Below are 11835 nucleotides of genomic sequence, written 5' to 3' on the forward strand. Positions count from 1 at the left end.
CTAAGACAGACAAGAATGTTATCCACCACACCCCATAAAACGTTATTACACCAATTGGTGTCTATTTATAGTTAGGTGAATATGGAAATTCGCATTCCGCCCGAGTATCTAGAATTTATTGCCCTGCACGGTGCCATAGAGTCCTTTACAGAAGGCAAACCTGGCTACGTTGAGCTCTGGCTTCCAGAGGATATTGCTACAAATAACGAGGACATACAGATTAAAGAGCTTGCTCCCGGCTATCTTGCTTTTGCAGGTAACGGAGGCGGAGAAATACTGGCTTTCAACTCACAGGGAGAGGTATTCATGCTGCCGCTCATAGGCATGGAAGCTCGTTACGCACAAAAAATTGCAAATACCTGGAATGAGCTAGCAGGCTGCATCGAGCTACCCACCTAACTAGTGGTTCAAGTCGTTCGCTTCGCTCACTTGGGACCGGCTAAAGCCGGCCCCTTAACCAAACGTTAGGCAATCATGCGTTTACTCATAATCGTAATATCCATAATCTATTCGCAAGCCTCTTTAGCGTGCTATTCGCCAAGAGGCGGCGAGGAATATGACAATTTAATAAAGCTAGAGAAAATTTCTGGAAATACTTACAGAGCAACTGTTCCTCGACAACTGGAAGATTTAAAAGATGCTGAGATAATGCTCGCATACTCCGAGCACGGCACTAAAGGTATTCCAGTTTACGAACCGTACGAAACGCTCAAATCCAGCTATACCAAAAAATCAGCCAGCGCAGAATTTAAAATAGACAAAAACAAACCCGGAAAACCTTACATCGTTGTAATGTGGTGGCCGAAGGAATGCTGTCCTTGCGGCATACAGGCAAATACAAAATACATTGACATCGAATAATACTATTCACTCAGCGCCCAAGAGCCTAACAACTGGTTCAAGTCGCTCGCTTCGCTCACTCGGGACCGGCTAAAGCCGGCCCCTTAACCAAACGTTAGAGGCAAACAATGTCTGATCGCAAAGCCTCAACAATTGCCTTCGCCACCTGCATATTTTTAATAAATAATCACGCATTGGCTGAGTCACAGGCAGAGTACTCGGAAGCCTCAAATAACTCATGGCAACAACAGAACGAGCTAACGGAAAAAAGCTACCAGCGTCTCTTATTAGAAGCCGGTGCAGAAGAAAATAAAGAAGCAATCAAACAGCTTAAAGAAGCAAAAGAAAAATGGGAAGAATTTAGAACTCTATTTTGTAATTCCGTAAGCAGTACATACGGTGGACAATGGACTTCCGTCCACGAATCCGAGTGCAGGGTAAAAATTGCAGAGCAGCTTCAAAGCACTACCGACAGTTACGGGTGGTAACCTCTAACTAGTGGTTCAAATCGTTCGCTTCGCTCACTGGGACGGGCTAAAGCCCGCCCCTTAACCAAACGTTAGGCACCATATGAAACAACGCGTCATATTCGTAGATGTGGATGACACACTTATCCGTTCCGTTGGAACCAAGCGAATTCCCATGCCTCCCGTTGTGGCGCGAGTTCGAGCGCTCCACAAGCAGGGTGACGCCCTATATCTGTGGAGTTCCGGCGGTGCAGAGTACGCTCGCGCGTCAGCGGTCGAGCTGGGCATAGAGGACTGCTTCCTTGCCTTTCTGCCCAAGCCAGATCTGTACCTAGATGATCAGCCAGTTCATGAGTGGCGCTACTGTCAGCACGTGCTTCCCGGAAATGCGGGGGACGCCTAACAAATGGTTCAAATCGCTCGCTGCGCTCACTGGGACGGGCTAAAGCCCGCCCCTTAACCAAACGTTAGGTATCAAGGGCAATATCGATGAATATCCCAGAGCAAGAGATCTACATATCCTGCGTGAAAACAGATGGGAATGATCTTGAGCTGCGCTTGATAACAGACTATCACCCTGGTGCAGAACCAACCGCGCACTCTATTTTCTTATCAACTCCCAAAAACACGGCTGAACTAATACGCTTTGTAGAAGACTGCAAGATAAAAAATGACTATTTGTATATCTATCAAAAAGAAAACAGGTTAGTACTAGAAACCGAGCACGGCGAATATCTTGAAGTAGAATTCAGCTCCATAAAATCATCTGAGCGTTCGCTTGATACAGCAGAGCTGAAAGAAATCATGGAGCGCACTTACTCATGGTATCTATCTGAAAACGAACACTCTAGGCTACTACAGTCGCGAATCCATGAAGCATTGAAAATACTCACCGAAACACAAAGGCGAGTTTCGATAAAATCTGAAACTCACGAAAAAGGTAGCACTGCATCCACACTTTATTCACAGCAAGCAGCGCTTATAAGCAGAGTTATCAAGGTGCTTGAAACCTAACAACTGGTTCAAACCGCTCGCTTCGCTCACTGGGACGGGCTAAAGCCCGCCCCTTAACCAAACGTTAGGCTCACATGGACACTTTGAATATTGCATTGTTCCTATGGAAAATCGGACTGACTAGCTCCGATAATCTTATTGCATGGGTAGACAATATAATTTTTTCATCTACTAATCCGGAGCAGGAACTGGTTGAGCTTTCGCTAAATAGCCCGGATATCTGCCTAAAACGTCCAAGCTATGACTTTCTAGCACGGCCAGCAGCACTTAGCTTTTCTGAAGAGTTTTGTTTGCGTGCATCCGTACTTGACATATCCTCTATGGAATCAACAAATTTATTTATAAAATGGGCAACATCTTACTGTATGGGTGAAAACCTAGACGACCCCTTAGTTATGTTCTGCTACAAGCTAGAGGACCTAGGCGGTATTCATAACGGTTCACAGAAGCAAATACTTTTCCTTAGTGAGAATATTCAAAATTTAATGCCGCATTGCCTGGAATTCGCCAACACAATTTTCTCCCAAGTCCAAGGGCTTAAGCTTAGTTACGAGGTGCGTTCGTGAGTCAGCCTAACAAGCGGTTCAAGTCGCTCGCTTCGCTCACTCGGGACGGGCTAAAGCCCGCCCCTTAACCAAACGTTAGAGAACACTATGGAAGTCCTCGCTCGCGCACTGATCATTGCCTGTAAATACATCAATGATCGAAGCAACTCGGACAGCGATGAAGACGTCGCATTGCTAGAAACAATTGCTTCCGAACTTGGCGCAGCATCGGAGGCAGAAAAGCAGTGCTTAATCCAAGCTGCAAAAGCATTAGGCGACGAAACATGGCCCGAAGAGTTAGGTATTCTCTAACAATGCGCTCAAATCGTTCGCTTCGCTCACTGGGACGGGCTAAAGCCCGCCCCTTAGCTTAATCGTTAGGGTACTCAAATGGCTGCCTACTTCGTACACAATGGCTTCTGTGGCTGGTCGTATGGAACACCCAGTGATCCGCAGCTTATAAGCTTCGAAGACGCGGCAAAGATCATGCAGCAAGCAAACCTCAGCTCCGATCAGGTAAAACAAAAAATCCCACCTGCTCAATACGCGACAGAAGCTGATTATCTTTATTATTTAACCGGAAAAAACAGATTCTTATGCTTTGGCAACATTCACGAATGTGCAGACATCAACAGCACGAAAGTCAATTCAGCACTACATGTTGAGTGGGGAGCCCCCTAACAACTGGTTCAAATCGCTCGCTTCGCTCACTGGGACGGGCTAAAGCCCGCCCCTTAACCAAACGTTATACGCAAGGAACAATCATGCAGTGCCACAACCATGAAATTCAGGCCGTAGCAACTTGCAAAAACTGCTACAAGGCAATATGCCGTGATTGCCTTTCCCTAGTGAACGGAATCTGCGCATGTAAAAATTCATGCGAGCAAGCGGTCACTGATTTTGAAGAATATCTATCCCTATCAAAACAAAGCATTAAGAAAATAAGCAATACATACAAAAATGGCGCGATTTTTAATTTCATCTGCGGCCTAGTGTTTTTCATCATTGGTATTGCACCAGTCATCACCGGCAGCAATTATGGCGTCACTATTTTTGCAGTTTTGGGCCTTGCGTTCTTCTACGGCTCATATGCTTCATACAAAGGCGGAAAGCGGCTAGAAACCAATGAGAAAGCTCAGCGCCAAACCGGCGTATAACAATGCGCTCAAATCGCTCGTTTCACTCGCTGGGACCGGCGAAGCCGGCCCCTTAGCTTAATCGTTAGGCATAATCAAATGTGGAACATAGTCGGAGATAGCGTACTTACCAAATTTTTCGAACTCGAAAATATCTGGCAAAAAAAGTGGATCGGGACTGAACAAGTAGCAATTATCAGTGATTACTGGCCGGATGGTGACAATCGCGACCTTATCCTCCGGATATGGGAAGCCGATATCCATGGAAAAATTAAGTCATTTGCTGCAGGTGAGGCAGGCGGCATGGAGCGTTGGGTCTTCGCTCTACCTGATAACGACGTTGAATTCTTGAGTAAATCAAAAAACGGCATTTAAACTTAAGCCGTGTACAACTCCGCAAATCATTACGCGCAGTTGATTTACAGGACATCTTCATTGCCGTTAACCTTCAGTGCTTCATGTACCACCACCGCGTAGCATACAGCCTAACAACTGGTTCAAATCGTTCGCTGCGCTCTCTGGGACGGGCTAAAGCCCGCCCTTTAACCAAACGTTAGGCCCCGAAATGAAGCAATACGATGTTGTCCAAGTTATTGCACTTCGAGACGAGCGCTTTTCAAAGTCGAGTGCAGATTACGAACGCAACCCTTGCATCGGGGACGTTGGAACAATTATTGAGGTGTACTCAAATCCAGAGCCGGCATTTGAGGTTGAGTGCTCTGGTAGTAATGGGCGCACTATTTGGCTCGCAGCAATGTATCCGGAAGAGCTAAAACTTAGTGGTCAAAAATAAACTCTGCAGCGAGCCTAACTAGTGGTTCAAACCGTTCGCTTCGCTCACTGGGACGGGCTAAAGCCCGCCCCTTAACCAAACGTTAGGTAACAACATGCTCCGAAACCTGATTTCTCGCTTACTCAGCACAAAGCGCGAAGAAAAAATTCTACCTCAAGAGTCATGGTCAGTAACAACCGCGACTCTAGGCGAGGAGTCTTTAATAATTAGGTTTCGCGTTAATGCGCCTGAGCAATTAGGTAAAGCTCACTTCCCTAATGTGGTTGCTATTAGCTGGGGGTTTGAGTCTCTATCGCCAACAACTCAAGAGGCTATGAGCAACCTAGAAGACACACTTACAGATGCCGTTGAAAAGCAAAATAAAGCATATTTAACAGCCATCGTAACTGGCCCAGATTCACGAGAATGGCAGTATTATTCAACAAGCCATGATGATTTTATGAATATTCTCAATGAGTCTTTGTCGTGCTTTCCAGCATTCCCTATAAAAATCTCATCTTTTAGTGATCCAGAATGGGAAGCATATTCACGGTTAGCAGGCAGTGAGTTGTCACCTAACTAGTGGTTCAAATCGTTCGCTTCGCTCACTGGGACGGGCTAAAGCCCGCCCCTTAACCAAACGTTAGAAGCTATGTATCAAATACCCAAAAAACTAGACTTGTCGGATGCAATAGGCCAATGCACAACGCAGCTACGCATTGGGCCATTTGACATCCAATTCAGCTTCGGTAAGGTTAATTTTAATATCCAGTCGCAAGTAACTCTCAAATCTCATGGCGAAACTATTGCACAGTGGGAAGAAGGTACATGGCCTGACGCGACCTTCTATGAAGTTTTTAATGTTGCTATGGTCGACTGGCAGCTCCAAGAAAATAGTATTATTTTGCGTTTAGAAAACGGAATGGAAATGCAGCTCATGGCAGATAACGGCGGGTATGAATGCATGCAAATTTCTATTGAGGGGCAAGATATTCTGTGGGTCATTTAGCCGCTTCTAACAAATGGTTCAAATCGCTCGCTTCGCTCACTGGGACGGGCTAAAGCCCGCCCCTTAACCAAACGTTAGAGGCACTTTCAAACTTGAAGACCGCGCACGCTTTCAAGCTAATCGATATCAAAACCTTGGCTCTCGCTTTTGCTATCGGGCTCTTGATTCCGTTGATTTTGGTGCAGCTGACACTTTGGGCTCTTTCGTCATCTGGCAACACAAACCTCTATATCCTTGGCTCAATGTTATTGTATGCAGTGTATTTCTTAATAATTCCTATGTCAGTCGGATACATAGCATCACTAAAGGCCAAGCAGCTACCTTATTACCATGGCATAGGGGCTACATTATTATTCGCCATCACAGCCTATACGCTTTCTGAACCTATTTACTGGTGGCTTGACTTTACTCAGTTTTTAGCCCATGCACTGCTAGGCTTCTTAGGCACCTACATTGCTGCTCGCAGGCGCAACGTGCAGAGCCTCTAACAACTGGTTCAAACCGTTCGCTTCGCTCACTGGGACGGGCTAAAGCCCGCCCCTTAACCAAACGTTAGACAATCCAGTTTGAAAATTGCTTTTTAAACCGCGTAGAACCGTTGCCCCGCTCCACTGCTTTAGGCTTCACAGGGTTTCAAATTCTGTGTTTACTGAACCATCGCCGCCACCATCGGGGCACGTATAAACTGCGGTTCGCCAGCAACATCGAAACATTGGATTTATCGCGTGTCGTCAGGTTTATCGCGTAACGCGTTACAAGCAGGAATGTGGTACTTCAAATTATGCGTACATCCGAGCGTCTAACAATTGGTTCAAATCGCTCGCTGTGCTCGCTGGGACGGGCTAAAGCCCGCCCCTTAACCAAACGTTAGAGGCCCTATGGACACAGCGCAGTTTGTCGATGCACTCAAGTCTGAGTGTCGCGACTCAGCAGTAAGTGGTTGCGTGGAGGACTATAAGAATCCCCCCGGCCGCCGTCCTGATACAAAGCTCCTTGAAATATCTCAGTGGTTCAATTCGCTCGCAGCAAGTGACCGTGAAATGGTCATGCGGGCAATGGCAGACGCAGCCGATGCAACTCTATTTGGCGTGCTATGCGTCCTAGACGGAGTTCGTACCATTGAGTGCTCTGGGGAAAAATCAAATTTTCATCTGGTGGCTGAAACAGACGGCACGAAGTCAATAATTAGCCCGACCCAAGTATTTCTTCACGATATTTACAAAGGCCTCTAACAATTGGTTCAAACCGTTCGCTTCGCTCACTGGGACGGGCTAAAGCCCGCCCCTTAACTAAACGTTAGGCAAACAAAGCAAAGGAATGCGGCCGCATGGGAAATCGCGGAATCAATAGTTCAAAACCGTGTGTTTCCCATCAAAGGAATTTGGCGTATTTGAAATCGCGGGCGGCGCAAAAATTTTGGTTCCGCAATTGCCTTGTACGTCAGTCATTACATCGTGCCGGCGCAGAGGCGCTCCAAAATTGCGGAGCAGAAAAGCACATGAAACAGCACAACAGCATGCAGAAGCCATTTAAAGCAAAAGCACTGTTGGCTATCGCGGCGCAACCACTTGCAACGCCCGGCTCAAGTCCGCGCCTAACAAATGGTTCAAAACGTTCGCTCCGCTCACTGGGACGGGCTAAAGCCCGCCCCTTAACCCAACGTTATACGCTGGTGACACATGGAAGAACTGCTCAGCCTAGTAGTTCGATTTTTTGGCTACTTAGTAACGGATATAATAATTGGAACATTTTTCTATGCCATAGGATGGCCATTTGTAAAAGTGGCCACTCTAGGGAAACACCCAAATAATGAGTGGTTAAGCGGCTCCAGAAATGAGGCTTATGTATGCTGCGTTGGAGTTTTCGTATTTGCCCTTTTGCTAATGGCCGTTCTTGGCCAGTTCAGCCTATAACAATGCGCTCAAATCGCTCACTTCGTTCGCTGGGACGGGCTAAAGCCCGCCCCTTAGCTTGATCGTTAGACCTAGATCATGAATGGACTTACACGCGAAAATTCATCGACTATCGCCTTTGTCGTAAATTGTTATTTTATTGATGCAATTGACACTAAAGAATTGCAGCAGTGGGCTTTCATGGTTATGGAGTCAGCAGAGTTATATCCAGACTACATAGCGGAACTATTAAACTTTGACGCACCTCGCTTCCATATCATCAAATCAATAGGCTTCTGCCCTGGCCGTAGCTTTACAGAGCAGGAAGATGAGGCAATTTTTGGGATTGCATATCTCCGTAATCGTAAAGTATTTGACGGCCCGAGTAAGGACCGAGCTTTGAATTCACTACATAAAAACCATGAAATTCTTACTGAGTTTCGAACATCTTTCCCGTTCATCCAAGTAGAAGTGTAAGGTCTAACAAGTGGTTCAAATCGTTCGCTACGCTCACTGGGACGGGCTAAAGCCCGCCCCTTAACCAAACGTTATGCATAAGGAAGTAACATGCGTAAATTCAACATCACCTTAATGCTCTGTATCGCAGTAATCACTGCTTGCCTTGGCGTGTTTCTTTTCTTAGCAGAACCAAGAGGCATTGCATACTGGGCTACTAGCTTGCTTTCCCTTTTAGCCATTTCAATAACATCTGTCGCTTACGCAATTAGACTAATAAACACCAATATAAAAAGCGCAAAAATCCAAGCAACAATATCAGCATCTTATGTTATTACAATTATCGCAGCAGCCATTACAGGGAGTAGTGTTGGTTCAATCCCATACATAATGCAGAGCATGGAAGTAGACTTTATAGCTGCATTCGACTATATCTGGCCTACGCTGTTATTAGGTGGAGCAATCGCCTCTATATCTTACGTTCTCGCTCACATCCTCATAAGCAAAAAGAGCATTAACTTAGTCCAATCATAATGTGCAGCGCATAACAAGTGGTTCAAGTCGCTCGCTTCGCTCACTCGGGACGGGCTAAAGCCCGCCCCTTAACCAAACGTTAGGGCACACTAGTGAAACGCTCGCTATTTTTCGCGACAATAATCGCCTCAATCGTGCCTACAATTGTCTTCGGTAGTATTTTTCATTTTCTTGGCCAAAACAATAGCTTGGCACTACTAGCCATGCTCATAACTTTTATAGCCTCACTTTTACATATTATTTTAATAGGCATTCCTTGCGTATTTTTATTACAAAAAATCAATTCACTGAACTGGCATTCAATACTGTGCGCAGGCTTTTTCATTGGCATCATTTTCGGCTTAGCCCTATCATTCACCAATAACGAGCCATGTTCAGGGTGTTCCTACCAAGCCGGAACTGAGTGGTTAGTAATAAACGGCGTAAGAACAACAACTGACTGGCATGACTATATGATCCCAGCAATAGCATTTGGCCTGTTGGGCACATTCGTTAGTGGTGTATTCTATTCTGTGTTTCGCAAGTTAAAGCCCTAACAAATGGTTCAAATCGTTCGCTTCGCTCACTGGGACGGGCTAAAGCCCGCCCCTTAACCAAACGTTAGAGGTAAGGCATGGAAAGCATGGCGCAGCCCAAGGAAATTGAGGGTTTAATTCCGCATGATTCAAGCCTAATAAAAATCGAAGTGAGCTGGGCGGAATCAATTTGCCGCTTATACATTCGTGTCGCACCAACCAATGCGCCTGAATCAGCCATAAGAGTTATAGAATTCACCGACCTTAAAGAAACGGTAATTCCTCATAAGAATCCTTGGGGCAGTTCTGTATCTGTAAACTCTGCCACGCAAACCTCAGAGCTATATAACATCGAAATGCAAAGCGGAGACACTATCGAAATAAGAGCTGGAGGTTTGCGTGTCACTTACCTCTAACAACTGGTTCAAACCGTTCGCTTCGCTCACTGGGACGGGCTAAAGCCCGCCCCTTAACCAAACGTTAGACAAGTTGGAAATAATTCCATGAATCGAGAAAGTCCAGACGTGATCGAAACTTGGTGTTCTCGACTCGGTGTTACCTCTGAGGCTGAAGCATGGTCGGTAGGGTTTAGCTTATCCACAGTACCGATGGAGAACTGGTTCTATAAGCGAAAAGCGCTAAGACCAGAAGATATGAAGCTTGAACTTACCGTCCCTAGTTATGGCCTATGGTTAGCTGAGCTTCGCAGGCACGACAATTTATTTCTCATTCAGTGGAGACCAAACGGTGATTTTCGAGTCGAATCATCGCAACTAAAATATAAAAAACTTATAAAGTGGCCAGTATTGAACTCTTTGTTTGATTTCCCGCTTTTAGTCGAGCAAATCGAGAAAGCCCTCTCTATCAAATTTATTCGCCACGCAAACATAGGAACCAACGGGTTTGTTAATCTTGACTTGTGGGTTTCGGAGAGTAGCCCGAAGATTCAAAAGTGGCTTGCTCCTTGCGCTGACTCAATCGGCACATATCTCGCGTCACAAGAACCAAGCGATTTCTAAAGCTATACTTTAAATTATGCGTACATCTGAACGTCTAACAATTGGTTCAAATCGCTCGCTGTGCTCGCTGGGACGGGCTAAAGCCCGCCCCTTAACCAAACGTTATGAGCCCACAAATTGTGAGTACAGATAACCGAAAAAATATGGAAAAGGCGCTGAAAGAACTCTTTGTTCCCGAGCTTAAGGCACAAGGCTTCAAAGGTTCCTTCCCTCACTTTAAGCGCATCACGCAAAACTCAATCGATCTTCTTACCTTCCAGTTCTACAGCTCAGGCGGTAGCTTTATCATCGAAATTGGGCAGTGCCCTGCTGAAGGTTTCAGAAATGCTTCAGGTATCTTAACGCCACCAGAAAAGGTTAAGGTTTTACATGTATGGCCCAGGTTACGCTTGGGTTCCAACCCTGAAGAAGGGATAAATGACCATTGGTTCGAGTTCGGCACTCCAAATTACGAAAAGCAGCAAAATTACCCATCTGTACACTATGAATCTATCGCGAGAACTGCAGCAGACTTCTTAAAGGGGCAGGCCGAGCGGTGGTGGGCTCATAACTAATGGTTCAAGTCGTTCGCTTCGCTCACTCGGGACGGGCTAAAGCCCGCCCCTTAACCAAACGTTATGTTCCTCATCAAGGAATCTCCAAAATGGAAGCTGAAGATTTCTACAAAGAAACATCCATTAAAATAACCCTCGGCCACCTGCTGCTTGCTTGGGAAGTCTTGTCTGATAAGTTCTCAGACTTGCAGTCACACGACAGTCTTTCAGAAGAAGAAAGAAGAGCCATTTGGGGTTTAGCGGACTTGCTTGAAAACTCATTAGCTGAAAACGGCGTCACTGAAAAACCCCAAGCAGAATGGGCAGCGCTTATCAGCAAAGCGAAAGAATATATGAAAACTGTCCCTGTTGATTTCCTTGAATAGCCTCGTGCCGTGAGGAACATAACAATTGGTTCAAATCGTTCGCTTCGCTCACTGGGACCGGCTAAAGCCGGCCCCTTAACCAAACGTTATGTACCAAGTGGAGATACAAGTGAACGCACACAAGGAACGTAAGATTCTAATTTCCTTACTCAAGGCAAGAGATAAAAAGCCTATGCCCGTCAGCCTTAGATTTTTAATAAATTTAGCAATCTGGCTGGGCATCGTTTTTGGTACATATTTATATATAAAAACATTCGGAAAACCCACTACACAAGAACTAATTATGTATGCCTGCTTTTGGATAACCGGAATTGTTATGGGGATAATTTCTCTCTGCGACGTTTCCAGAAAACAATGGCCCGCAATCCAACCCCATATAAATTATGAGGCAATAGAAAAACGTATCAGTGAGCTTGGAACATAACAATGCGCTCAAATCGCTCACTTCGTTCGCTGGGACGGGCTAAAGCCCGCCCCTTAGCTTAATCGTTAGGGTATTCAAGTGACATCCGCGCCAAACAAACCTGAGCTCGTACAACCGGAAGTAGGTAAGGGTAAATTTACCAAGCTCCATGATTGCTCTTACACCAGAGATCTTGGTGGAATTAAGTACTACCTAAAGCAAGGCGAAGACCCTAACGCACAAGACAGTAAAGGATGGACGCCCTTAATGTGGCTTATGGAATTACCTGTTTCATATAAAAACTTAAAACGCAC

General features: G+C 45.6%; 22 protein-coding genes. All 22 read left to right on the plus strand.

Annotated elements, in window-relative coordinates:
- Positions 1 to 81 precede the first annotated feature (81 nt).
- The 22 genes from ALTER154_RS13015 to ALTER154_RS13120 all read left to right on the plus strand — a co-directional run bounded on the left by ALTER154_RS13015 (position 82) and on the right by ALTER154_RS13120 (position 11542).
- Positions 82 to 399, plus strand: coding sequence for an SMI1/KNR4 family protein (locus ALTER154_RS13015; RefSeq protein WP_160087662.1), 318 nt, complete (start codon positions 82 to 84; stop codon positions 397 to 399).
- Positions 400 to 474: 75 nt separating this feature from the next.
- Entirely contained in the window at positions 475 to 861 is a 387-nt protein-coding gene (locus ALTER154_RS13020) for a hypothetical protein (protein WP_160087664.1), read from the plus strand.
- A gap of 107 nt (positions 862 to 968) precedes the next feature.
- The gene (locus ALTER154_RS13025) at positions 969 to 1328 is read left to right on the plus strand and encodes a lysozyme inhibitor LprI family protein (RefSeq protein WP_160087666.1); all 360 of its coding nucleotides are present in this window, start codon (positions 969 to 971) and stop codon (positions 1326 to 1328) included.
- 82 nt (positions 1329 to 1410) lie between these two features.
- Positions 1411 to 1710, plus strand: coding sequence for a DUF705 domain-containing protein (locus ALTER154_RS21320; protein WP_160087668.1), 300 nt, complete (start codon positions 1411 to 1413; stop codon positions 1708 to 1710).
- Between the two features lie 86 nt (positions 1711 to 1796).
- Positions 1797 to 2321 carry a hypothetical protein gene (locus ALTER154_RS13035; protein ID WP_160087670.1) on the plus strand — a complete coding sequence of 175 codons (525 nt, stop codon included), beginning with the start codon at positions 1797 to 1799 and terminating at the stop codon, positions 2319 to 2321.
- Positions 2322 to 2395: 74 nt separating this feature from the next.
- Positions 2396 to 2887: a hypothetical protein gene (locus ALTER154_RS13040; RefSeq protein ID WP_160087672.1), complete on the plus strand. Its 492-nt coding sequence runs from the start codon at positions 2396 to 2398 to the stop codon at positions 2885 to 2887.
- Between the two features lie 87 nt (positions 2888 to 2974).
- The gene (locus ALTER154_RS13045; RefSeq protein ID WP_160087673.1) at positions 2975 to 3178 is read left to right on the plus strand and encodes a hypothetical protein; all 204 of its coding nucleotides are present in this window, start codon (positions 2975 to 2977) and stop codon (positions 3176 to 3178) included.
- A 78-nt stretch (positions 3179 to 3256) separates the two neighbouring features.
- Positions 3257 to 3547: a hypothetical protein gene (locus ALTER154_RS13050; protein ID WP_160087675.1), complete on the plus strand. Its 291-nt coding sequence runs from the start codon at positions 3257 to 3259 to the stop codon at positions 3545 to 3547.
- 83 nt (positions 3548 to 3630) lie between these two features.
- Complete coding sequence (locus tag ALTER154_RS13055) at positions 3631 to 4023, plus strand: hypothetical protein (RefSeq protein ID WP_160087677.1); 393 nt, start codon at positions 3631 to 3633, stop codon at positions 4021 to 4023.
- 78 nt (positions 4024 to 4101) lie between these two features.
- Complete coding sequence (locus ALTER154_RS13060) at positions 4102 to 4377, plus strand: hypothetical protein (RefSeq protein WP_160087679.1); 276 nt, start codon at positions 4102 to 4104, stop codon at positions 4375 to 4377.
- 190 nt (positions 4378 to 4567) lie between these two features.
- Positions 4568 to 4795 carry a DUF4926 domain-containing protein gene (locus ALTER154_RS21325; RefSeq protein WP_160087681.1) on the plus strand — a complete coding sequence of 76 codons (228 nt, stop codon included), beginning with the start codon at positions 4568 to 4570 and terminating at the stop codon, positions 4793 to 4795.
- A gap of 94 nt (positions 4796 to 4889) precedes the next feature.
- Positions 4890 to 5357, plus strand: coding sequence for a DUF695 domain-containing protein (locus ALTER154_RS13070; protein WP_160087683.1), 468 nt, complete (start codon positions 4890 to 4892; stop codon positions 5355 to 5357).
- Between the two features lie 69 nt (positions 5358 to 5426).
- Entirely contained in the window at positions 5427 to 5783 is a 357-nt protein-coding gene (locus tag ALTER154_RS13075) for a hypothetical protein (protein ID WP_160087685.1), read from the plus strand.
- 92 nt (positions 5784 to 5875) lie between these two features.
- A complete protein-coding gene (locus tag ALTER154_RS13080) occupies positions 5876 to 6271 on the plus strand; it encodes a hypothetical protein (protein WP_160087687.1) in 396 nt (131 codons plus the stop codon).
- Positions 6272 to 6661: 390 nt separating this feature from the next.
- A complete protein-coding gene (locus ALTER154_RS13085; RefSeq protein WP_160087689.1) occupies positions 6662 to 7015 on the plus strand; it encodes a hypothetical protein in 354 nt (117 codons plus the stop codon).
- A 759-nt stretch (positions 7016 to 7774) separates the two neighbouring features.
- Positions 7775 to 8152 carry a hypothetical protein gene (locus ALTER154_RS13090; protein ID WP_160087691.1) on the plus strand — a complete coding sequence of 126 codons (378 nt, stop codon included), beginning with the start codon at positions 7775 to 7777 and terminating at the stop codon, positions 8150 to 8152.
- A gap of 90 nt (positions 8153 to 8242) precedes the next feature.
- Positions 8243 to 8665: a hypothetical protein gene (locus tag ALTER154_RS13095; protein WP_160087693.1), complete on the plus strand. Its 423-nt coding sequence runs from the start codon at positions 8243 to 8245 to the stop codon at positions 8663 to 8665.
- Between the two features lie 613 nt (positions 8666 to 9278).
- Positions 9279 to 9596, plus strand: coding sequence for a hypothetical protein (locus ALTER154_RS13100; protein WP_160087695.1), 318 nt, complete (start codon positions 9279 to 9281; stop codon positions 9594 to 9596).
- 87 nt (positions 9597 to 9683) lie between these two features.
- Positions 9684 to 10199, plus strand: a complete 516-nt coding sequence (locus tag ALTER154_RS13105) for a hypothetical protein (protein WP_160087697.1) — start codon at positions 9684 to 9686, stop codon at positions 10197 to 10199.
- A gap of 104 nt (positions 10200 to 10303) precedes the next feature.
- Positions 10304 to 10753, plus strand: a complete 450-nt coding sequence (locus ALTER154_RS13110; RefSeq protein WP_160087699.1) for a DUF4304 domain-containing protein — start codon at positions 10304 to 10306, stop codon at positions 10751 to 10753.
- 89 nt (positions 10754 to 10842) lie between these two features.
- Positions 10843 to 11118, plus strand: coding sequence for a hypothetical protein (locus ALTER154_RS13115; protein ID WP_160087701.1), 276 nt, complete (start codon positions 10843 to 10845; stop codon positions 11116 to 11118).
- Positions 11119 to 11227: 109 nt separating this feature from the next.
- Complete coding sequence (locus ALTER154_RS13120; RefSeq protein ID WP_160087703.1) at positions 11228 to 11542, plus strand: hypothetical protein; 315 nt, start codon at positions 11228 to 11230, stop codon at positions 11540 to 11542.
- Positions 11543 to 11835 lie beyond the last annotated feature (293 nt).

It is taken from the genome of Pseudomonas sp. 9AZ (assembly GCF_902506525.1).
In the GTDB taxonomy this organism is placed as follows: Bacteria; Pseudomonadota; Gammaproteobacteria; order Pseudomonadales; family Pseudomonadaceae; genus Aquipseudomonas; species Aquipseudomonas peli.